At 71.4% G+C, this 20,660-nt stretch carries 19 protein-coding genes and 1 tRNA gene; 12 read left to right on the top strand and 8 right to left on the bottom strand.

Annotated elements, in window-relative coordinates; all coding sequences use genetic code 11:
* The first annotated feature begins 13 nt into the window (after nucleotides 1–13).
* The gene (locus ABH923_RS00825) at nucleotides 14–964 is read left to right on the top strand and encodes a proteasome assembly chaperone family protein (protein ID WP_370053147.1); all 951 of its coding nucleotides are present in this window, start codon (nucleotides 14–16) and stop codon (nucleotides 962–964) included.
* 54 nt (nucleotides 965–1,018) lie between these two features.
* On the opposite strand, the gene ABH923_RS00820 is transcribed toward ABH923_RS00825, so the two are convergent.
* Nucleotides 1,019–1,882, bottom strand: coding sequence for an undecaprenyl-diphosphate phosphatase (locus tag ABH923_RS00820; RefSeq protein WP_370053146.1), 864 nt, complete (start codon nucleotides 1,880–1,882; stop codon nucleotides 1,019–1,021).
* A 10-nt stretch (nucleotides 1,883–1,892) separates the two neighbouring features.
* Nucleotides 1,893–3,212, bottom strand: a complete 1,320-nt coding sequence (locus tag ABH923_RS00815) for a M20/M25/M40 family metallo-hydrolase (protein ID WP_370053144.1) — start codon at nucleotides 3,210–3,212, stop codon at nucleotides 1,893–1,895.
* Between the two features lie 125 nt (nucleotides 3,213–3,337).
* Here ABH923_RS00815 and ABH923_RS00810 point away from each other — a divergent pair.
* The 4 genes from ABH923_RS00810 to ABH923_RS00795 all read left to right on the top strand — a co-directional run bounded on the left by ABH923_RS00810 (nucleotide 3,338) and on the right by ABH923_RS00795 (nucleotide 6,604).
* Nucleotides 3,338–3,425, top strand: a tRNA-Leu gene (locus tag ABH923_RS00810).
* A gap of 76 nt (nucleotides 3,426–3,501) precedes the next feature.
* Complete coding sequence (locus ABH923_RS00805; protein WP_370053143.1) at nucleotides 3,502–4,470, top strand: cation diffusion facilitator family transporter; 969 nt, start codon at nucleotides 3,502–3,504, stop codon at nucleotides 4,468–4,470.
* Between the two features lie 56 nt (nucleotides 4,471–4,526).
* Nucleotides 4,527–5,507, top strand: coding sequence for a helix-turn-helix transcriptional regulator (locus ABH923_RS00800; protein ID WP_370053141.1), 981 nt, complete (start codon nucleotides 4,527–4,529; stop codon nucleotides 5,505–5,507).
* Nucleotides 5,504–6,604, top strand: coding sequence for a VIT1/CCC1 transporter family protein (locus ABH923_RS00795; RefSeq protein WP_370053139.1), 1,101 nt, complete (start codon nucleotides 5,504–5,506; stop codon nucleotides 6,602–6,604). The genes ABH923_RS00800 and ABH923_RS00795 overlap by 4 nt, the downstream gene beginning before the upstream one ends.
* A 65-nt stretch (nucleotides 6,605–6,669) precedes the next feature.
* On the opposite strand, the gene ABH923_RS00790 is transcribed toward ABH923_RS00795, so the two are convergent.
* The gene (locus ABH923_RS00790) at nucleotides 6,670–7,161 is read right to left on the bottom strand and encodes a DUF1707 domain-containing protein (RefSeq protein ID WP_370053138.1); all 492 of its coding nucleotides are present in this window, start codon (nucleotides 7,159–7,161) and stop codon (nucleotides 6,670–6,672) included.
* 103 nt (nucleotides 7,162–7,264) lie between these two features.
* Between ABH923_RS00790 and ABH923_RS00785 the strand changes: the two genes are divergently transcribed.
* The 5 genes from ABH923_RS00785 (at nucleotide 7,265) to ABH923_RS00765 (ending at nucleotide 14,292) form a co-directional block, all read left to right on the top strand.
* Entirely contained in the window at nucleotides 7,265–7,555 is a 291-nt protein-coding gene (locus tag ABH923_RS00785) for a DUF6504 family protein (protein ID WP_345835143.1), read from the top strand.
* Nucleotides 7,556–7,619: 64 nt separating this feature from the next.
* Entirely contained in the window at nucleotides 7,620–8,465 is an 846-nt protein-coding gene (locus tag ABH923_RS00780) for a DUF3097 domain-containing protein (protein ID WP_370057252.1), read from the top strand.
* 76 nt (nucleotides 8,466–8,541) lie between these two features.
* Entirely contained in the window at nucleotides 8,542–9,237 is a 696-nt protein-coding gene (locus ABH923_RS00775) for a hypothetical protein (protein WP_370053136.1), read from the top strand.
* Nucleotides 9,238–10,818, top strand: a complete 1,581-nt coding sequence (locus tag ABH923_RS00770) for a DNA polymerase Y family protein (RefSeq protein WP_370053134.1) — start codon at nucleotides 9,238–9,240, stop codon at nucleotides 10,816–10,818.
* Nucleotides 10,819–10,899: 81 nt separating this feature from the next.
* Complete coding sequence (locus tag ABH923_RS00765) at nucleotides 10,900–14,292, top strand: error-prone DNA polymerase (protein WP_370057250.1); 3,393 nt, start codon at nucleotides 10,900–10,902, stop codon at nucleotides 14,290–14,292.
* Nucleotides 14,293–14,377: 85 nt separating this feature from the next.
* Here ABH923_RS00765 and ABH923_RS00760 read toward each other — a convergent pair whose 3' ends face one another.
* A complete protein-coding gene (locus tag ABH923_RS00760; RefSeq protein ID WP_370053132.1) occupies nucleotides 14,378–14,929 on the bottom strand; it encodes a YceI family protein in 552 nt (183 codons plus the stop codon).
* Nucleotides 14,930–15,134: 205 nt separating this feature from the next.
* On the opposite strand from ABH923_RS00760, the gene ABH923_RS00755 reads away from it, so the two are divergent.
* Nucleotides 15,135–15,770 carry a hypothetical protein gene (locus ABH923_RS00755; protein WP_370053130.1) on the top strand — a complete coding sequence of 212 codons (636 nt, stop codon included), beginning with the start codon at nucleotides 15,135–15,137 and terminating at the stop codon, nucleotides 15,768–15,770.
* Nucleotides 15,680–16,045 carry a hypothetical protein gene (locus tag ABH923_RS00750; RefSeq protein ID WP_370053128.1) on the top strand — a complete coding sequence of 122 codons (366 nt, stop codon included), beginning with the start codon at nucleotides 15,680–15,682 and terminating at the stop codon, nucleotides 16,043–16,045. Before ABH923_RS00755 ends, ABH923_RS00750 begins: the two co-directional genes overlap by 91 nt.
* Before the next feature lie 19 nt (nucleotides 16,046–16,064).
* On the opposite strand, the gene ABH923_RS00745 is transcribed toward ABH923_RS00750, so the two are convergent.
* From ABH923_RS00745 to ABH923_RS00730, 4 genes are all read right to left on the bottom strand, one after another.
* Nucleotides 16,065–17,234 (bottom strand): glycoside hydrolase family 3 N-terminal domain-containing protein, encoded by a 1,170-nt coding sequence (locus tag ABH923_RS00745; protein ID WP_370053126.1) that lies wholly within the window; start codon nucleotides 17,232–17,234, stop codon nucleotides 16,065–16,067.
* Between the two features lie 16 nt (nucleotides 17,235–17,250).
* Entirely contained in the window at nucleotides 17,251–18,246 is a 996-nt protein-coding gene (locus ABH923_RS00740; protein ID WP_370053124.1) for a carbohydrate ABC transporter permease, read from the bottom strand.
* Nucleotides 18,243–19,172 carry a carbohydrate ABC transporter permease gene (locus tag ABH923_RS00735; RefSeq protein ID WP_370053122.1) on the bottom strand — a complete coding sequence of 310 codons (930 nt, stop codon included), beginning with the start codon at nucleotides 19,170–19,172 and terminating at the stop codon, nucleotides 18,243–18,245. Before ABH923_RS00735 ends, ABH923_RS00740 begins: the two co-directional genes overlap by 4 nt.
* A gap of 85 nt (nucleotides 19,173–19,257) precedes the next feature.
* A complete protein-coding gene (locus tag ABH923_RS00730) occupies nucleotides 19,258–20,634 on the bottom strand; it encodes an extracellular solute-binding protein (protein WP_370053120.1) in 1,377 nt (458 codons plus the stop codon).
* Between the last annotated feature and the right edge of the window lie 26 nt (nucleotides 20,635–20,660).

Genomic DNA, 20,660 nt, shown 5'->3' with positions numbered 1-20,660 from the left:
ACGAGTAGGCCACGTGACTGACGCGAAGAACATCCTCGGCGGGCGCATCCTGGTGGTGGCCTTCGAAGGATGGAACGACGCAGGCGAAGCAGCCAGCGGCGCCGTGAAGACGCTCAAGGAGCAGCTCGACGTCGTCCCGATCGCCGAGGTGGACCCGGAGCTCTACTTCGACTTCCAGTTCAACCGCCCTGTCGTCACCGACGACGACGGCCGCCGTCGCCTGGTCTGGCCGTCCGCGGTCATGATGGGCCCGGCCCGCCCCGGCCGGGTCGGCGACGCGCTCGCGGGCGACGCCGAGCTCGACGTGACCGGCGACAACTCCGGCAACATCTTCCTGCTGCTCGGCACCGAGCCGTCGCGGAGCTGGAAGAGCTTCACGGCCGAGATCATGGATGCGGCGCTCGCCGAGGACATCGGCGTGATCGTCTTCCTCGGCGCGATGCTCGCGGACGTGCCGCACACCCGGCCGATCTCGGTCTTCGCCACCAGCGAGTCGGCTGCCGTTCGCGCCGAGCTGGGGATCGAGCGGTCCACCTACGAGGGGCCGGTCGGCATCCTCAGCGCGCTCTCCGAGGGCGCGGAGGACGTCGGCATCCCGACCATCTCGATCTGGGCGTCCGTGCCGCACTACGTGCACAACGCGCCGAGCCCGAAGGCCGTGCTGGCGCTCATCGACAAGCTCGAGGAGCTGGTGGACGTCACCATCCCCCGCGGGTCGCTGGTCGAGGAGGCTGCCGCCTGGGAGGCCGGGATCGACGCGCTCGCCTCCGACGACGAGGAGATGGCGGCGTACATCCAGCAGCTCGAGCAGGCGCGCGACACCGTCGACTCCCCCGAGGCGAGCGGCGAGGCGATCGCGCAGGAGTTCGAGCGCTACCTGCGCCGCCGCGGCGACGGCCGGGACGGGCGGGATGGACGCGACGGGCGCGACGGCAAGGCGGGCGACGACCCGCGCCGGGGCTGATTACCGCGTGAATTCACCCGGCTGCACGGGCTCCCCGGGCGTGTCGGGAGGCCGTCAGGCGGCCAGCACGCCCGTCCCGAGCAGGACCATCAGCAGCCCGCCGAGCGCGATCCGGTAGATCACGAACGGCAGGAAGCTGCGCCGCGAGATGTAGCCCATGAAGAAGGCGATCACGACGAGCCCGACCGCGAATGCGACGACCGTCGCGGCCGCCGTCTCGACGGGACCGAAGACCTCAGGGGTGCAGGTTCCCGCGGCTTCGAGCGCCGCGGTGCACGGCTCCTTGAACGCCTTGTAGAGCTGGTACAGACCGCTGCCGAAGACCGCGGGGATGGCGAGCAGGAACGAGTACCGCGCGGCCGCCCGGCGTTGGTAGCCCATGAACAGCCCGGCCGTGATCGTGCCGCCGGAGCGCGAGACGCCCGGGATGAGGGCGAGCGCCTGGGCGAAACCGAAGATGATGCCGTGGCCCCAGGTGAGCTCACGGAGGCGCCGGGTCTTCGCTCCCACCCAGTCCGCGATCCCGAGCAGGATGCCGAACACGATGAGCGTCGTCGCCACGATCCAGAGCGAGCGGAAGGTGGTCTCGATCGCGTTCTGGAAGAGCAGGCCGAGCACCACGATCGGGATGCTCCCGACGATGACCAGCCAGCCCGTCCTGGCATCGGGGTCGTTGCGCGGGATACGGCCGAGGAGGGACTGGAACCAGCGGGTGACGATGCGGGCGATGTCCCGCCAGAAGTACAGCAGCACGGCGGCCTCGGTGCCGAGCTGGATGATCGCGGTGAAGCGGGCGCCGGGGTCTGCTCCGGTCCCCAGCAGCGTCCCGACGATGCGGATGTGGGCGCTGGAGGAGACCGGCAGGAACTCGGTGAGTCCCTGGACGACACCCAGGATGAGGGCGTTGAGGAATTCCACGAAGGCTCTTTCAGTAGCTGCGCAGGAGGTCGCGCAGGACGGACCTGCCGAACACTAGTGCCTCCAGCGGAACCCGCTCGTCGACCCCGTGGAACATCCCGGGGAAGTCGAGGTCGCTCGGCAGCCGCAGCGGCGCGAAGCCGTAGCCGGTGATCCCGAGCAGGCTGAGCGCCTTGTTGTCCGTGCCCCCGGAGAGCAGGTACGGCAAGACCGGAGCGCCCGGGTCGTGCCGCTCCAGGGTGCCGGTGATCGCGTCGACCAGCTCCCCGCCGAACTCCGCCTCCAGGCCGATGTCGCGGTGGATGACCTGGATCTCCACGTCGTCGCCGACCAGCTCGCGCACCTCGGCGAGGACGCGGTCCTCGTCGCCGGGCAGCGTGCGGATGTCGATGAGCGCCTCCGCTGTGTCGGGGATGACGTTGTGCTTGTAGCCGGCGTCCAGCAGCGTGGGATTGCTGGTGGCGCGCAGGGTCGCGAGGATGAAGCCCGCCGCCGTGCCGGTGCGCAGCACCACCTCGTCGGGACCGACCTGCTCCGGGTCGACGTCGAGAAGCCGGCCGAGCTCGGCGATCAGCCGGGACGTGGTGTCGGTGAGCTGGATCGGCCATTCGCGCCGGCCGATCGCGAGCACGGCTTCGGCGAGTCGGGTGATCGCGTTCTCGCTGATGAGCCGGGAGCCGTGCGCAGCGCGACCGCGGGCGATCAGCTTGATCCAGACGAGGGACTTCTCCCCGGTCTGCAACAGGTAGGCGCGCTGACCGGCGAGGTCGATCGAGTAGCCGCCGACCTCGCTGATGGCCTCCGTGGCGCCGGCGAAGAGCTGCGGCTGCGTCTCGACCAGGAAGTGCGAGCCGCGCCGGCCGCCGTCCTCCTCGTCGGCGAAGAAGGCGAGCACGAGGTCGCGCTCGGGCTGCTCCCCCGCGGCCAGGATGTCGCCGACCGCGGTCAGGATCATCGCGTCCATGTTCTTCATGTCGACCGCGCCGCGGCCCCAGAGCAGGCCGTCCTTGACGACGCCGCCGAACGGGTCCACCGACCAGTTGCGCGGGTCGGCAGGGACCACATCGAGGTGGCCGTGCACCACGAGGGCGGGCTTGGCGGAGTTCCTGCCCGCCACCCGGGCGACGACGCTGGTGCGTCCAGGGTCGGACTCGAAGAGCTGGGGAGACAGGCCCATCGCGCTCAGCCGCGCCTCCACGTACTCGGCCGCCTCGGTCTCGCCGTTGGACCGGCCCTCGCCGTAGTTGGTGGTGTCGAAGCGGATCAGATCCCGCGCGATGATCGCGGTCTCGTCCAGCCCGGTCGCGGCGGTGTCGGTGGAGTCGGTCATCCCCCCACGCTACCGGGCGGCCCGTCCCGCCACGCCCGGGGTGCGCGACGATGTCAGAGCGGAAGTCGGTTTCGTGCTAATGTCTTTCTTCGGCAGCCGGAAGCTTCGGCGGCCGGAAAACACCCGTCCGGGTGGCGGAAATGGCAGACGCGCTAGCTTGAGGTGCTAGTGCCCGTATAGGGCGTGGGGGTTCAAGTCCCCCCTCGGACACCACATCACGAAGGCCCCGATCGAGAGATCGGGGCCTTCGTCGTTCCCCGGTCCGCCGCAGGGGCCTAGGGTGGCGTGCATGGCCTCCGGGAAGCAGTCGAAGCAGAGTCTGCTCACGGTCCTCGTCGCGTTCGGCGCGAACATCGTCGTCGCGCTCGCGAAGACCGCCGCCGCAGTGCTCACCGGGTCGGCGTCGATGGTCGCGGAGGCGGCGCACTCCTGGGCGGATGCCGGCAACGAGGTCTTCCTGCTGCAGGCCGAGCGCCGCGCGGCCCGGCCGAAGGACGACCTCCACCCCACCGGCTACGGCCGCGATGCCTACGTCTGGTCGCTGTTCGCCGCCGTCGGGCTGTTCACCGCGGGCGCCGTCGTCTCGATCCTGCACGGGGTGTCGCAGCTCGGCGCCGGGGAGCCGGACTCGAACTACCTCATCAACTACATCGTGCTCGCCATCGCCTTCGTCTTCGAGAGCGTCTCGTTCCTCCAGTCCTTCCGGCAGGCCAGGTCGAAGGCGGCCGAACGCGACACCGGGACGCTGGAGCACGTCCTCAGCACCTCGAACCCGACGCTGCGCGCGGTCTTCGCGGAGGACTCCGCGGCGCTGATCGGGCTGGTCATCGCGTTCCTCGGGGTGCTGCTCCACGAGCTCACCGGGAACGCGGTCTACGACGCGGCCGGCTCCATCCTGGTCGGCATCCTGCTCGCGGTCGTCGCGGTCGTGCTGATCGACCGAAACCGCCGGTTCCTGATCGGCGAGCCGGCCCCGGACCGGGTGCAGCAGGCGGCCCTGGCCACCCTGCTCCAGCATCCGGAGGTCGACAGGGTCACCTATCTGCACCTGGAGTACGTCGGACCGGAGCGGGTGTTCCTCGTCGCGGCCGTCGACCTGGTGGGCGACGACAAGGAGTCCGACGTCGCCGACGACCTGTACGCGGTCGAGCAGGAACTGATGCGCAACGAGCACGTCGCGGAGGCGGTGCTCACGCTCTCCCGGCGGGGCGCGCCCGCGCTCGTGCCGCGCGAGCCGGACACGGCGGCGCTCCGATAACGGAGCAGCTCCTATTGAGGTCATGGTCCGACCGCTTTCCGCGGCAGACTGAGTGCATGGCCAGCACCGGTTCGCGCACCCTCCAACTCCTGTCGCTCCTGCAGACCCACAGGTACTGGCCAGGCCACGAGCTCGCCGGCCGGCTGGATGTGTCGCCGCGCACGCTCCGGCGCGACGTGGAGCGGCTGCGCGACCTCGGCTATCCGGTCGACGCCACGCGCGGGGTCGCGGGCGGCTATCAGCTCGCCGCCGGCGCGTCGCTTCCGCCGCTCGTGGTGGACGACGAGGAGGCCGTGGCGCTGGCGGTCGGCCTGCGCACCGCCGCGCAGAGCGGTGTCGCCGGGGTCGCGGACGCGTCCGTCCGGGCACTCGCCAAGATCGTCCAGGTGATGCCGCCGCGCCTGCGCCGCCGGGTGGACGCCCTCCGCGTCGCCACGCTCGCCTCCGAGCTGCGCCCTGGCCCGGTGGTCGACGCCGAACTGCTCACCGTCGTCGCGCAGGCCTGCCGCGACGAGGAGCGGCTGGTCTTCTCGTACGTGCGGCGCGACGGGGACGCGTCGGAGCGCACGGTGGAGCCGCACCGGCTGGTCTCGGTCGGGCGGCGCTGGTACCTCGTCGCCTATGACCTCGGCCGGTTCGACTGGCGGAGCTTCCGGCTCGACCGGATGACGCAGCCCCGGCCGACCGGCGCGCGCTTCCGGCCACGGACCCTGCCGGCCGCCGACGCCGCCGAATACGTGCGGGAGTCGCTCGCCGGGGCGGTCGAGTCCCTCGTCGTGGACGCCGTGGTCGCCGCTCCGCTCGCCGACGTGGAGCGGGCCATCGGACGCTGGGCGGAGGCAGAGCCGGAGGCGCCGGCGGCGGACGGGACGGCGCGCACCCGCGTGCGCATCACCGCGGACTCCCCCGAGTGGGCCCTGTTCGGCCTCGCAGCGGTCGCCGCGCCGTTCACCATCGACGGGCCTCCCGAAGTCCGCGAGCTGGCCGCCGTCTGGGGCGACCGGTTCGCGGCCGCCGGTAGACTCGTCACCCGATGAGCACCCCCGAGCCCTCCCCCATCCCGCGCACCTCGACGCATGCCGACATCAAGCGCTGGCGCCAGTACCTGGCCGACGAGCGCGCGGAGGCCGCCGTCTACCGCGACCTCGCCGGCCGCCGGGAGGGCGAGGAGCGGGAGATCCTGCTCGCGCTCGCGGAGGCCGAGCGCCGCCACGAGCAGCACTGGCTCGACCTCCTCGGCGACCAGGTCGGCCGCCCGCTGCGCGGCGACATCCGCACCAGGATGCTCGGCTTCCTGGCCCGCCGGTTCGGCTCGGTGTTCGTGCTCGCACTCGCACAGCGGGCGGAGGCGCGCTCGCCGTACGCGGACGACGCCGACGCCACGCCGCAGATGGCGGCGGACGAGCAGGTGCATGAAGAAGTCGTGCGCGCGCTCGCCGCCCGCGGCAGGCAGCGGCTCTCCGGGACGTTCCGCGCGGCCGTGTTCGGCGCCAACGACGGCCTGGTCAGCAACCTGGCGCTCGTCCTCGGCGTTGCCGCGAGCGGCGTCCCGAGCCACGTCGTGCTGCTCACCGGCGTCTCCGGCCTCCTCGCCGGCGCGCTGTCGATGGGCGCGGGCGAGTACGTGTCCGTGCGGTCGCAGCGCGAGCTCCTGGAGGCCTCCAGCCCGAACCCGGCGACCAGCTCGGCGCTGTCCCACCTCGACGTGGACGCGAACGAGCTGACCCTCGTCTACCGCGCGCGCGGCATGGATCAGGCGGAGGCCCAGGAGCACGCGCACCAGGTGCTGACGACGCTCGGCGCCTACACGTCGCCGGTCGCGGTGCCCGGCGCAACGGAGGACGACCACGAGGCCGTCGGCAACGGCTGGAGCGCCGCCGTGTCGAGCTTCTGCTTCTTCGCCTCCGGAGCGCTCATCCCGATCCTGCCGTTCATCTTCGGGCTGACCGGCACGGCCGCGATCGTGGTGGCCGCCATCCTCGTCGGCCTGGTGCTGCTCGGGACCGGCGCGATCGTGGGACTGCTGTCGGGTGCGTCGCCGCTGAAACGCGCGCTTCGGCAGCTCGCGATCGGCTACGGCGCCGCGGGCGCCACCTACCTGCTGGGGCTGCTCTTCGGCGCCACCGTCGGCTGACGCGCTCGCACATTCGTGCCGAATGCGGTGAATGGCGCCGTCAGAGTCGACATTCGTGACGAATGTCAGCGCCTCCTGCGGTCTCCCCCGTCGACGCCGTACACCAGAGCGCCGGCGAGCGGGATGAGCAGGAACCACAGCCAGCTGTACGCGTAGCCCCAGGCCATCCCGGTCAGGAAGAACAGGATGACCGCGACGAACGGCATGATCGAGACGACGAGCAGCCCCCAGCGGCTGACCGTCCGGCCGTGCTCCCCGGGCGCCGGCGGGTAGCCCCACGTGCTCGGCCCGGGCTGCGACGCCTGCCACGCGGCGGCGGCCGGCGTGGTCGGTGCGGCGCCCTCGCCGTCCAGGTGCAGCACACCGGGAAGGTCGGAGAACAACGGCTGGAGGTCGCCGCGCGTGACGGCCGACCGTGCGGCGGCGACGCGCGCCTGCAGCTCGGCCTCGCTCAGCCTCCCCTGCGCGGCGTGCGACTGCAGCGCCGCGACGGCGCGCTCCCGTTCGTCGTGGCTGAGGCGCAACGACGCGTTCGACGGATCCCCGAAGTCTGTCATGCGGTCAGTATGGCAGGCGGACCGTATTCACGGTGCACTCCGTCGGTGCGCAGGTTTACACTTGCATTTCGAACATACGTTCGATCGAGAGGAACCTGCGCTCATGACCGACATCGACGAGGCGGTGGCCGTGTGGACCACCGAGGACGGCATCCCGACCCGCCTGGTCTGGCGTTCCACCCGCTACCGGGTGAGCGACACCCCGACCGTGTGGGCGGAGATCTGCGCATGGTGGCGGCCCTTCGGCGAACACCGGTACGGCGTCGGGGCGCTTCCGCGGGAGATCGGCGGCTGGCGGTTCCAGGCCACCAGCGACGGCGGGGTGGCGCACGTGTTCGACGTGCGGCACGACGCGGACGACCGGAGCTGGCGGCTGGTGCGGATCTTCGATTGATCCACCCGCCAGCGGGGAGCCTCCGCCCTCCGACCCCACCCATCCCCTAGCCTCTCTCAACGTGATGGACGACGACCGCTACGGCTCCGATGTGCTGGCCTCCGACTGGAAGAACGCCGGCCGCAAGACCCTCCCGACCGTGGAGGCCGTGCGCGACCTCGTGGTCGAGGAGGCCGGCACCGGTTTCTGCGGCGCGATCGTCCGGCTGGAGGCGCAGACCGTCGAGCTGGAGGACTACTTCGGGGCGAAGCGCGTCTTCCCGATCGGCTCCTCCTTCCTGATCGACGGGGAGGCCGTGAAGCTGGTCGTGCCGAGCCGCGCGCCGGCCGGTCGCGGTCGCACGGCCTCCGGCTCCTTCGCCGTCGGCGAGCAGAAGGCGCGCGTCGCCCGGGCCAGCCGCATCTTCGTGGAGGGCCGGCACGACGCCGAGCTGGTGGAGCGCGTCTGGGGCGACGACCTCCGGGTGGAGGGCGTCGTCGTCGAGTACCTGGAGGGCGTGGACGACCTGGACGCGATCGTGCGCGAGTTCGCGCCGGACCGCGGCCGCCGCGTCGGTGTGCTGGTCGACCACCTGGTCCCCGGGTCCAAGGAGAGCCGGATCGCCGAGAAGGTCGCCCGCGGCCCGTTCGGCGCGCACGTGCTCGTCGTCGGCCACCCCTACATCGACATCTGGCAGGCCGTGAAACCCGCGCGGGTCGGGCTGGAGGCCTGGCCGCCGATCCCCCGTTCCGTCGAGTGGAAGCACGGCATCTGCGCGGCGCTCGGGCTGCCGCACGAGACGCAGGCGGACATCGCGCGGGCCTGGAAGCTCATCCTCGGCCGCGTGCGGACGTTCGCCGACCTGGAGCCGGAGCTGCTCGGGCGGGTGGAGCGGCTGATCGACTTCGTGACGGAGCCCGTCTCCCGCTAGAAGGCGAACGCGGCCGCGCACTTCAGCGCACCAGAATACATTTGCGGTATTCGAACATGTGTTCGAAAATAGAGGTATGTCCCTTGCCGTCGCACCCGCCTTCCCCGACCCGGTCGCCGACCGGGCGCAGGTGCACGAGCTGCAGTCGCGCATCCGGCAGATGCAGGCGACGAAGCTCGACGCGCGGCGGCTGGAGACGCATCCCGCGCTCGCCGCGCTGCTGCCCGGCGGGGCGCTGAAGGCCGGCGCCGCCTACACGGTGCACGGCTCCACCACGCTCCTGATGGCGATGCTCGCCGGGCCGAGCGCCGCGGGCGCCTGGTGCGGGGTGGTCGGCATGCCCGACTTCGGGGCGGAGGCCGCCGGGCGGTTCGGCATCGACCTGGAGCGGCTCGTGCTGGTGCCGCATCCCGGGGAGCAGTGGCTGACCGTCACCGCCGCGATGGCCGACGTGCTCGGCGTGATCGCCGTCGCGCCCCCGGAGCGCCCGAAGAGCGGCGACGTCGCCCGGCTGACCGCGCGGCTGCGGCAGCGGGAGGCCACGCTCGTCGTCGCCGGCGACTGGCCGCAGGCGGAGGCGGCGCTCTCCGTCGTCCGCAGCGGCTGGGACGGCCTGGCCGCCGGCGCCGGCTACCTCTCCGCCCGGCGGGTGACGGTGGAGGCCGCGCCGCGCGGCGGGGCGGGACCGCGGCGCAGGGCCGAGCTCTGGCTGCCCGCGGTCGACGAGACGTTCCGGGCCTCCGCGCCCACGCGCCTGGAGGCGGTGAGTTAGATGCGGCAGGTCACCCGCGCGATCGTGCTCTGGTGCCCCGACTGGCCGGTGATCGCCGCCCGGCAGCGTCTCGAGCTGCCGGCCGAGGTGCCGCTGGCGCTGGTCGAGAAGGGGATGGTGTTCGCCTGCTCCTCCCACGCCCGCGCCGACGGCGTCACCCGCGGGCTGCGGGTCAGGGAGGCGCAGTCGCGCTGCCCGCAGCTGGAGATCGTCCTCTACGACCCGGTGCTGGACGCGCGCGCCTTCGAGCCGGTGCTGACCGCCATCGAGGAGATCACGCCGGGCGTCCAGGCGGTGCGGCCGGGCACCTGCGTGCTGCGGGCGCGCGGTCCCGCGCGCTACTACGGCGGCGAGGAGGCTGCGGCCGCCGAGCTGCTGCGCTGCCTGGAAGGGCTGGAGGACGAGCTCGGCCTCGCGCTCGGCGATGTGCGGATCGGGATCGCCGACGGGCCGTTCGCCGCCGAGCAGGCGGCACGCTCGACGGGGGTCGCGCAGACCGCGCCCCGCGTCCGCATCATCCCTCCCGGCGGCTCCCCCGCCTTCCTCGCCCCGCTGCCGGTCGCCCAGCTCGGCCTCACCGAGCTCACCCCGCTGCTGCGCCGGCTCGGCCTGCGCACCCTCGGCGACCTGGCCCGGCTCGACCGGCTGGACGTCCGGGAGCGGTTCGGGGAGCGCGGCGAGCACGCCCACGACCTCGCCAGCGGGATGGACGGCGCCGCCGTGGTGCCGCGCACCCCGCCGAAGGTCCTGGACAGGGCGATCGAGTTCGAGCCTCCCCTCGACCGGGTCGATCAGGTGACGTTCGCGTTCCGCGGCACGGCCGAGCAGTTCGTGGCCGGGCTCACCAAAGCGGGGCTGGTGTGCACGTCGCTGCGCATCGAGGTCACCGACGAGCGCGGCAGGGTGAGCGAGCGGAGCTGGCAGCACCCCCGGCTGTTCTCGGCCTCCGACGTGGTCGACCGGGTGCGCTGGCAGCTGCAGGGCTCCGGCTCCATCGACTCCGGGCTCGCCTCGCCGATCGCCAAGGTCGCGGTCGCCCCGGAGGCCGTGGACGACATCGGCCACCACGAGGACGGTCTGTGGGGCGGCGGGGCGGACGAGCGCATCCACCACGGCCTCACCCGTGTGCAGGGCATGCTCGGCCACGACGCCGTCGTCACCGCGACGATCGGCGGCGGCCGGGCGCTGTCCGACCGGCAGGTGCTCGTGCCGTGGGGCGACCGGCCGGTGGGCGTCGCCCGCTCCGACCGGCCCTGGCCGGGGTCGCTGCCAGCGCCGGCGCCCTCCACCGTGTTCGAGGTGCCGCGGCCGGTGGCGGTGCTGAACGCGTCCGGGGAGACGGTGGAGGTCACCGACCGCGGCGACGTCACCGCGCCGATCGCGGCGTTCTCCCCCACCGGCGCCGCCCGCGACGCCCGCCCGGTGGACTCCTGGGCCGGCCCGTGGCCGGTGCGCGAGCGCTGGTGGGACGCGACACTTGCCCGCGCCATGCACCGCTTCCAGCTCGTCGACGCCGACGGCACGGCCTGGCTGCTCTCCCTCACCGGCACCGCCTGGTTCGCCGAGGCGCGTTATGACTGACACCTATCTGACAGGACACGCCGCGTGGACGGCCGTCGAGACGGCATGTCCTGTCAGTTGGATGCAGAGGGGACGCGACTGATGGGCTGGAACAACCCGCCGATCCCGTGGGCCGAGTTCGAGCGGCGGCTGAGCGGGCGCCGCACCAGCGAGCAGGAGCAGCCGGAACGGCCCTCCTCCCGCAAACGGCAGAAGTACGTCGCGCAGCCGATGTCCGACGAGCCGGACGAGGGCCACGTCCCGTACGCCGAGCTGCACACGCACAGCACCTTCAGCTTCCTCGACGGCGCCAGCGCGCCCGAGGAACTGCTGGAGGAGGCCACCCGGCTGCGGCTGCACGGCCTCGCCCTCACCGACCACGACGGCCTGTACGGCGTCGTCCGCCTCGCCGAGGCCGCGGAGGCCTACGAGCGCGTCAAGACCGTGTTCGGCGCCGAGCTGTCGCTCTCGCTCAGCCGGCCGCAGAACGGCGAGGCCGACCCGGAGGGCAGCCACCTCGTCGTCCTCGCCCGGCAGCAGCCCGGCTACCACCGGCTGGCCGCCGCCATCACCGCGGGCCAGCTCGCCGGCGAGGAGAAGGGCCGGCCGGTGTACGGCCTCCCGAGCCTCGCCGAGCAGTCCGGCGGCGAGTGGATGGTGCTCACCGGCTGCCGCAAGGGCGACGTGCGCCTCGCACTGGCCGAGCACGGCGAACGCGCCGCCGAGCGGGAGGTCGCCCGCCTCGCCGAGCTGTTCGGCCACGACAACGTCCTGGTGGAGCTGATCGACCAGGGCGCCCCGCGCGACACCACCGACAACGACGTGCTCGCCCGGATCGCCGGCCGGCTCGGCCTCCCGGTCGTCGCCACCAACAACGTCCACTACGCCACGCCCGCCCAGTACCCGCTCGCGACGGCGGTCTCCGCGGTGCGCGCCCGCCGCAGCCTGGACGAGATGGACGGCTGGCTGCCGGCCTCCGCCGCCGCCCACCTGCGCAGCGGCCGGGAGATGGCCGCCAGGTTCGCGCGCTACCCCGGCGCCGTCGAGCGCACGGCGGAGATCGCCGACGACCTGGCGTTCCGGCTGCGCAGCGCCCGGCCGCGACTGCCGAAGCAGGAGGTCCCGGAGGGTCACACCCCGATGAGCTGGCTGCGCGAGCTCACCTGGCGCGGCGCCGCGGAGCGCTACCCCGACCTCGACCGCGACCCGGCCAAGCGGGAGCGGATCGAGCGCGAGCTCGACGTGATCGAGGCCAAGGACTTCCCCGGCTACTTCCTCATCGTCCACGACATCGTCCGGTTCGCCCGCGAGCGCGGCATCCTCTGCCAGGGCCGCGGCTCGGCGGCGAACTCGGCGGTCGTCTACCTGCTCGGGATCACCGCGGTCGACTCGATCAAGTACGACCTGCCGTTCGAGCGCTTCCTCTCCTCCATGCGCGAGGAGGAGCCGGACATCGACGTCGACTTCGACTCCGACCGGCGCGAGGAGGTCATCCAGTACGTCTACGCCAAGTACGGCAGGCACAACGCCGCCCAGGTCGCCAACGTCATCACCTACCGGCCGAAGAACGCCGTGCGCGACATGGCGAAGGCGCTCGGCCACTCCACCGGGCAGCAGGACGCCTGGAGCAAGCAGATCGACTCGTGGAGCAAGGTCACCACCACCGACGAGCACGACATCCCCGAGGCCGTGGTCGACCTCGCCCAGCAGGTGCTGAAGTTCCCGCGGCACCTGGGCATCCACTCCGGCGGGATGGTGCTCACCGACCGGCCGGTCGGCGAGGTGTGCCCGATCGAGCACGCCCGCATGGAGAACCGCACCGTGCTGCAGTGGGACAAGGACGACTGCGCGTGGATGGGCCTGGTCAAGTTCGACCTGCTCGGGCTCGGGATGCTCTCCGCGCTCGACTACTCCATGCGCACCATCGAGGCGACGCTCGGCGAGGCGTGGACGCTGGACAGCATCCCGAAGGAGGAGGCCGGCGTCTACGACATGCTGTGCCGCGCCGACTCGATCGGGGTGTTCCAGGTGGAGAGCCGCGCACAGATCGGCACGCTGCCGCGCCTGCAGCCGCGCAGCTTCTACGACCTCGTGATCGAGATCGCGCTGATCCGGCCCGGTCCCATCCAGGGCGGCGCCGTGCACCCGTACATCCGCCGCAAGCTCGGCAAGGAGGAGGTGACCTACCTGCACCCCGCGCTCGAACCGGTGCTGAAGCGGACGCTGGGCGTGCCGCTGTTCCAGGAGCAGCTCATGCAGATGGCGGTCGCGATCGGCGACTGCACCGCGGAGGACGCCGACCTGCTGCGCCGGGCGATGGGCTCCAAGCGAGGCGTCGAGAAGATCGGCGCGCTGCGGGCGAAGCTCTACGAGGGGATGGCGCACAACGGGATCGTCGGGGACGACGCCGACGCGATCTACGAGAAGATCGAGGCGTTCGCGAACTTCGGCTTCGCCGAGAGCCACGCGATCAGCTTCGCGCTGCTGGTGTACGTCAGCTCGTGGATGAAGCTGCACTACCCCGGCGCGTTCCTCGCGGCGCTGCTGCGCGCGCAGCCGATGGGGTTCTACTCGCCGCGCACGCTCACGGCCGACGCCCGGCGGCACGGCGTGGTGGTGCGCCGGCCGGACATCCAGCTCTCCGGGGTGTTCCCGCTGCTGGAGGCCATCGACCCGGCGCGGCAGGGACCGACCGGCACCGACCCGTGTCTGGAGCGCGACCAGCCCCCGGTCGGCGGCTTCGACCGCGCCGTGCCGCTCGACTTCGCCGCGCACCGCCGCGACGCCGGGCACGCGGTGCGGCTGGGCCTGGCCGGGGTGACCTCCATCGGCGAGACGCTCGCGGGGCGGATCGTGGCCGAGCGCGAGGCCTCAGGGCCGTACCGCGACCTGAGCGACCTCTCCCGCCGGGTCGGGCTGACGGTGGCGCAGCTGGAGGCGCTCGCCGCGGCCGGCGCCTTCGAGGGGTTCGGGCTGTCCCCGCGGCAGGCGATCTGGGAGGCCGGCAACGCCGCCCAGGAGCGTCCGGAGTTCCTGGCGGGCACCGCGATCACGGTGCAGCCTCCGCTGCTGCCGATGCTCTCCCCCGCCGAGCAGCTCGCAAGCGACCTGTGGGCCACCGGGATCTCCACCGACGACCACCCGATCCGCTTCCTGCGCCCGGCGCTGGCGGCCCGCGGTGTGCGGCCGGCGGACACGCTGGCGGTCGCCGAGTCGGGGCGCCGCATCGAGGTGGGCGGCGTGGTCACGCACCGGCAGCGGCCGGCGACGGCGGCGGGGGTGACCTTCCTCAACCTGGAGGATGAGACCGGCCTCGTGAACGTGATCTGCCCGGTCGGGGTGTGGAACCACTACCGCCGGGTCGCCAGGCAGGCGCCCGCGATGATCGTGCGCGGCATCCTCGAACGCAGCGAGGAGGGCGTGGTCAACGTGATCGCCGACCGCCTGGAGCCCCTGGACACCGCCATCCGCACCGCCTCCCGAGACTTCCGCTGACCCCGGAAACGCCGAGGGGCACGTCGTTGTCACTTTCACGGGGAAAAAGTGACAACAACGTGCCCCTCGGGAAGGGAGACGAGGCTCAGGCCTGGGCGAGGACGGCCTGGAGCTCGAGGGTGATGGTGACGTCGTCGCCGAGCAGCATGCCGCCGGTCTCGAGCGCGGCGTTGTAGGTGAGGCCGAAGTCCTCGCGGTTGACCTTGGTCTTCGCGGTCGCGCCGGCCTTGTAGTTGCCGTACGGGTCCTGGCCGAAGCCGCCGAAGTCGAACTCGAAGGTGACCGGCTTGGTCACGCCCTTGATCGTGAGGTCGCCGTCGACCAGGAACTCGCCGTCCTCGTGGCGCACGCCGGTCGAGACGAAGTCGATGGTCGGGAACTCCTCCGCGAGGAAGAAGTCGCCGGTGCGCAGGTGCGCGTCGCGGTCGGAGTTCTTGGTGTTGATGGAGGCCACCGACGCCTTGGCGGAGACGGTCGACTCCAGCGGGTTCTCGGCGGTGACGAAGGTGGCGTCGAAGTTCTCGAAGACGCCCTTGACCTTGCTGATCATGAGGTGGCGGATGCTGAAGCCGACCTCGCTGTGCACGGGGTCGATGGTCCAGGTGCCGGCCTTGTATCCGGGGATGTCGATGCTCATTCGGTTTCTCCTTGCTCGAAGCTTGCGCTGTCGGACGCTGTCAGGTTCATGCAACCGCATGGATTCATCGGCTATTCCGAACTCGGCAAAAAAAGTTGACACGACACCTATTCTCATCCCGGAGACGGATGCGCCTCGGTTCGCGATCCGTACTATTTCTAGTGTTGTTATCTTTCATGCCACATGACTCTGAGGAGAACCGACCATGTCGACACCCTTCCCCGACAGCCCGGCTTCGCGACCGACACGCCGGACGATCGTCGGCGCGGCCGCATGGGCCGCCCCGGCCATCGCGCTCACGACCGCCTCCCCGGCGCACGCGGCGTCGACCCCCGGCGTCATCGCCTTCGTGGCCCCGGAGGACCTGATCGGCAGTGGTCACACCGCACAGCTCGCGGTCCGGCTCACCCCCGCGCCGGGCGAGAAGCCGCCGGCCACCGTCGCCGTCCGGTACGGCACGCCCGGCATCGTCGACGGCCCGACCGTCGTCGCCACCGGCGGCACGACCCTCATCGCCCTCCCCGTGACCGGCCTCGACCGCAACGGCTCCACCACGATCACGGTCAGCGCGCCCGGGTACCTGCCCGCCACCACCACCTTGACCGTCACCTTCGACGACGGCCTGTTCTTCATGGCGCGCAACGCTCCGTTCGGCGTCTCGTCGTCGAACAACACGCTGACCCCGACGACCTCGACCGGAACCCGCACCGTCTCGGGCGACGGGACGATCACCGACACCTGGACCGGACGGTGGCAGTACGCGTCGACCTCCGCCTCGAACACCTTCACCCCGGCCGGCACCCTCTTCGGCGGGGGGGCTTCGCCGACCCCAAGGCGCTGACCGGCAGCATCGACTGGCGGCTGGACGTCCACACGACGGCGAGCCCCAATCTGCGCTGGAAGGAGCAGGCCGGCTTCGCGTTCTCCGGGATGCCCATCGGCGGCACCTTCCAATCCGGACGCAGCTCCAGCGTAGGCGGACTCATCCTGATGAGGGTCGTCCCCGCGGTCCGCGGAATCCGGTCGAACACCGCCAACCCGGGCGGATCGGCGTTCTTCACCTGGAGCTTCCCGCGGTTCCCGAAGTACCGCGCGATGTGGCTCATCGAGTATTGACTCCGACCGCCCGGAGAAATCACCCGCGCGCTGCGAGCGACAGCCGCAGGACGAGCAGCGCGCGGGCGTCCCTGTCCACCTGCGCGAGCGGGATGCGTCCCGAATGCACAGCGGCGACGACCGCGTCGATGAGGGCGTCCGGGTCCTGGGCGCCCTGGATCATCAGGACCATCGTGTTGCCCGCCGCAACGGCGGCGACCGCGTTCGCGCCCGCGTCCTGGTACTGCGGCAGGCCGGTGTCCTGCAGCATCCGGAGGTCGTCGGTGATGCTCACACCGTGGAAGCCGAGCTCGTCCGTGAGTATCCGGTGCCAGGCGGGCGACAGGGAAGCCGGCGCCGCGTCCACCCCGCTGTAGGCGAGGTGGCCGAACATCACCACCTCCGCGCCCGCCGCGATGCCCGCGCGGAAGGTCGGCGCGTCCTGCGCGGCCCAGCGGGCGTGGTCGGCGGCGGCGGTCGGGACGGTGCGGTGCGAGTCGGCGTCCGTCTCGCCGTGGCCGGGGAAGTGCTTGAGCGTGCTGAGCACCGTCCCCCGCTCCCCCGTCACCGACGCGGCGACGCGTGCGGCCGCGGAGGCCGGATCGGTCCCGAGGATGCGGTCGGCGATGAACGAGTACGGGTCGGCCGTCACATCGGCGATGGTCCCGAAGTTGAGGTTCACGCCGGCCTGCTTCAGGAGCGCTGCGCGCTGCGCGAACGCCTGCTGGGTCGCCGCCGGCGGGAGCGCGCGCAGCGCCTCGGCGCCGGGCAGGCGGTCCCAGGGCAGCCGGGTGACGTCGCCGCCCTCCTCGTCGATCCCGAGTAGCGGGGGCAGGCCGGGATCGGAGGCCCGGGTCGCCGCGGTCTCGGCCGCCAGCGCCTGAGGCGTGGCGGGGATGTTGTCCGGCATCAGGATGACGCCGCCCAGCCCGTAGCGGTCGACGAACTGGCGCAGCGCGGCCGGATCGGTGCCCGGTGCGTGCAGCATGAACAGGCTCGCCACCTTCTGGCGGAGCGTCAGGTTCCGGAGGCGCTCGTCCGCGTAGCCCTGAACCGGGTCGATCGTCGCCGACGCTGTGGCCGACGGGGTCGGAGCGGCCTCACGAGGGTGCGCCGAACCGCTGGCCGCGCATCCACCCAATGTCGACACGAGCAGCGTCGTCGCGAGCACCAGGAGGGCGGCGGCCGTCGTCCCTCGGGCGCGGCGCATCACCCGATGGTAACCCTCAGCCCTTGACGGCCCCTCCGAGCCCGGCCGAGCGCAGGAACAGCCCCTGGAACACCAGGAACAGCACGATCGGGATGAGCGTGGAGATCGCCAGCGCCGCCAGGTACACGTCGAGCTCGATCGCCGCCTGCAGCGTGGGCAACCGCACCGACAGCGGCTGGATGCCCGGGTCGCGCAGCACGAGCAGCGGCCAGAGGTAGTCCTTCCACGCCGCGATGATCGCGAACACCGACACGACGCCGAGGATGGGCTTCGACATCGGCAGCACGATCGACCAGAACAGCCGGAACGGTCCGGCGCCGTCGGTCCGCGCCGCCTCGAACACCTCGCGCGGCAGGTTGTCGAAGAACCGCTTCACCAGCACGAGGTTGAACGCGCTGGCTCCCGCGGGCAGCCACACCGCCCAGAACCTGTTGATCAGCGACTGGCCGAGCAGCGGCGGGTCGAGGATGGTCAGGTAGAGCGGTACGAGCAGCACCACGGACGGCACGAACAGCGTGCAGAGAATGAGTCCATAGAGCACCGCGCCGTACTTCGGCCGCAGGACGCTCAGGGCGTAGCCGCCGGTCGTCGCCACGAGCACCTGCATGGCCCAGGAGCCTGCCGCGACCCAGATCGTGTTCATGAACTGCACGTCGATGTGCACCGTCGACCACGCCGTCGAGAGGTTGGCCCAGTCGACGCCGTGCGGCCAGAGCGCCATCGGCGTGGCCAGCGTGTCCTGGGTCGGGGTGATCGCCGATTTCGCCAGCCAGAGCAGCGGGCCGAGCCCGACGATCAGCAGCACGATCAGCAGAACGGTGTTGACGCTCCTGCTGCCCCAGCGCACTCCCCGCTTGCGCCGGTCGGAGATCGAGAGGATTCCGCGGTCTGCGGAGTCCTGGCCACGCCGGCGCCGCGGGCGGCGGCGGCGCGGCTCGATGCGGTCGCCGTCCTCCACGACGTCGGTGACGACCTTCCGGACTTCGGGCGGGAGCTGGGTCGAGGTGGTCAATTCTGGCTCCAGGACTTGGTGAGACGGAAGTAGACGAGCGACAGCACGGCCAGGAACGCCGCGAGCATCAGGCTCAGCGCGGTCGCGGCGCCGTAGTCGCCGCCGAGCGAGTTCTGGAACGCGTACCGGTAGATCAGCAGCAGGATCGTGACCGTCGAGTTCACCGGGCCGCCTCCCGTGAACAGGAAGGGCTCCAGGAAGACCTGCGCTGTGCCGATGATCTGCAGGATGAGGGTGATGAGCAGGACGGCGCGGAGCTGCGGCAGCGTGACGTGCCAGATCTTCTGCCAGATCCCGGCGCCGTCCACCTCCGCTGCGTCGTAGAGCTCGGGAGCGACGCCGGTGATCGCGGCCAGGTAGATGATGATGGTGCCGCCCGCTGCCGCCCAGGTGGCCTCGACGACGAGGGAGGGCATGGCCTGCGTGGCCGACTGGATCCACGGCTGCGGCGGGATGCCGACCCAGCCGAGGATCGTGTTGAACACGCCGTCCGGCCGCGCGTCGTAGAAGAACTTCCAGAGCAGCACGGCGACCACCGGCGGCACCACCACCGGCAGGTAGGCCAGCGCGCTGTAGAGGCCCTTCGCCCGCTTGACCTCGCTCATCAGCACGGCCGCGACCAGCGGCACCGGGTAGCCGAGGATGAGCGCGAGGAGGGCGAACCAGGCGGTGTTGCCGACCGCCGTCCAGAACAGCGGGTCGTTCACCACCTGGACGAAGTTGTCCCAGCCCACCCAGGTCGGCGGCGAGACGAGGTTGGTGTGCTGGAAGCTCATCACCACACTGCGGACGATGGGCCACCAGGAGAAGACGCCGAAGATGACGAGCATCGGGGTCAGGAAGAGCAGGGTGCTGAGGCCGCCGCCGCGCACCCAGGTGAGGGGGCTCCTCCGGCGGACGGAGCTGGGTCTGTCGATCGCAGTCATGGGGGGCTTTCTGTGCAGGGGTGCCGGCGGGATGCGTGGTGCGCGCATCCCGCCGGCGTCGTGGTGAGGTGTCCCGGCGGCGCCGTTACTTGTCGGCGTCGACGAGCTTCTGGATGTTGCTGTCAACCGTGCTGAGGAGCTGGTCGATGTTCGCGTTCTTGTCCGTCAGCACGGCCTGCACGACCGAGTCGAGCGCGCCGTACAGCTCCTGCGTGTGCTTGTTCGGCTCCGGGACCAGGTTGGCGTCGAAGATCTTGTCGGTGAACGGCGCCACGTTGTCGAGCGGGATGTTCACCTCGTCCTTGATCCACTGCATGTTCTGGTCGTAGGTGGCCTTGTCGAAGACCGGCAGCGTCGGCACACCGACCGGCTGGCCCGACTTGGCCAGGACCTTCGCGTCGGCGACGGCCTGGTCCTGGTTGAGGAGCTTCTGCATGTAGTAGAAGTCGATCCACTTCACAGCGGCGTCCTTCTGCGCCTGCGACGACTTCGGGCTGACCGCCGCGACGTTGCCCCCGACGAGCACGCCCGCGTTCTTGTCGCTGGTGTCGACGGGCAGCATCGTGAGGCCGTAGCTCTTCGGGTCGACGTGGTTCTGCTGCACCAGGGCGGTGAGCACGTCGGAGCCCGACGGGTACATCGCGATCTGGCCCGCGCCGAACGCCTGGTTGATGCCGCTCCAGTCGAGCAGGAAGTTGCTGCCGACCGAGTTGTCGCTCCAGCGCAGGTCGTGCAGCCACTGCAGCGCGTCCTTGGTGACCGGGTTGTCGGCGGTGACCTTCGTCTTGCCGTTCTCGACGGTCTCCATCCGGCCACCGCGCGCGTACGTCGTGGTGGTGAGCTCCCAGCCGCCGGTGTTGCCCTGCGTCATCTGCATGTAGCCCGCGACGCCCGGCACCTTCTCGGAGATGATCTTGGCGTCCGCGCGGACCTCGTCCCAGGTCGTCGGCGGCTTGTTCGGGTCCAGCCCGGCCTTCTGGAAGATGTCGCGGTTGTACGACAGCCCCATCGCGTACGGGCCGTAGGGGATCCCGTAGATCTTGTCCCCGCTCTTGGCGACCGCGAGCACGTTCTCGTTGAACTTGCTCGCGTACGGCAGCTTGTTCACCTCGGCGGTGATGTCGGCGAGCTGGCCGGCCTGCAGCAGCGACTGCGAGTCGGTGAACGGGACGTTGAACACGTCAGGCAGCGTTCCGCCCGCGAGCTGCGTCGCGAACGTCGGCCCGGTCCACTGGTACTCCTCGGACTTGAGCACGATGTTCGGGTTGGCCTTCTCGAACTCCTTGACCCGGTCGTCGAAGGCTTTGAACGCAGCCTTGTCGCTGCCGGGGATGAGGCTCGCGACGGTGATGTGGACCTTGCCGTCGCTGGAGTCCGAGCCGGATGACGAGCATCCGGCCAGGAGCCCCACCCCGGCGATGGTGACCGCGGCGACGGCCGCGATCGTCCTTGGTGACTTCATTGTCGTAACTGTCCTTTCAGTGGGTG

The organism is Leifsonia sp. EB41 (genome assembly GCF_041262565.1).
Taxonomy (GTDB): domain Bacteria; phylum Actinomycetota; class Actinomycetes; order Actinomycetales; family Microbacteriaceae; genus Leifsonia.
This window is presented reverse-complemented; position numbering and strand designations above follow the sequence as displayed.

Bases quoted from the DNA above. Each gene is read 5' to 3' on its own strand.
- ABH923_RS00805 (WP_370053143.1), top strand. From the start codon at position 3,502: ATGGCCTCCGGGAAGCAGTCGAAGCAGAGTCTGCTCACGGTCCTCGTC.
- ABH923_RS00800 (WP_370053141.1), top strand. From the start codon at position 4,527: ATGGCCAGCACCGGTTCGCGCACCCTCCAACTCCTGTCGCTCCTGCAG.
- ABH923_RS00765 (WP_370057250.1), top strand. From the start codon at position 10,900: ATGGGCTGGAACAACCCGCCGATCCCGTGGGCCGAGTTCGAGCGGCGG.
- ABH923_RS00760 (WP_370053132.1), bottom strand. From the start codon at position 14,929: ATGAGCATCGACATCCCCGGATACAAGGCCGGCACCTGGACCATCGAC.
- ABH923_RS00815 (WP_370053144.1), bottom strand. From the start codon at position 3,212: ATGACCGACTCCACCGACACCGCCGCGACCGGGCTGGACGAGACCGCG.
- ABH923_RS00755 (WP_370053130.1), top strand. From the start codon at position 15,135: ATGTCGACACCCTTCCCCGACAGCCCGGCTTCGCGACCGACACGCCGG.
- ABH923_RS00795 (WP_370053139.1), top strand. From the start codon at position 5,504: ATGAGCACCCCCGAGCCCTCCCCCATCCCGCGCACCTCGACGCATGCC.
- ABH923_RS00780 (WP_370057252.1), top strand. From the start codon at position 7,620: ATGGACGACGACCGCTACGGCTCCGATGTGCTGGCCTCCGACTGGAAG.
- ABH923_RS00735 (WP_370053122.1), bottom strand. From the start codon at position 19,172: ATGACTGCGATCGACAGACCCAGCTCCGTCCGCCGGAGGAGCCCCCTC.
- ABH923_RS00745 (WP_370053126.1), bottom strand. From the start codon at position 17,234: ATGCGCCGCGCCCGAGGGACGACGGCCGCCGCCCTCCTGGTGCTCGCG.
- ABH923_RS00785 (WP_345835143.1), top strand. From the start codon at position 7,265: ATGACCGACATCGACGAGGCGGTGGCCGTGTGGACCACCGAGGACGGC.
- ABH923_RS00770 (WP_370053134.1), top strand. From the start codon at position 9,238: ATGCGGCAGGTCACCCGCGCGATCGTGCTCTGGTGCCCCGACTGGCCG.
- ABH923_RS00730 (WP_370053120.1), bottom strand. From the start codon at position 20,634: ATGAAGTCACCAAGGACGATCGCGGCCGTCGCCGCGGTCACCATCGCC.
- ABH923_RS00775 (WP_370053136.1), top strand. From the start codon at position 8,542: ATGTCCCTTGCCGTCGCACCCGCCTTCCCCGACCCGGTCGCCGACCGG.
- ABH923_RS00790 (WP_370053138.1), bottom strand. From the start codon at position 7,161: ATGACAGACTTCGGGGATCCGTCGAACGCGTCGTTGCGCCTCAGCCAC.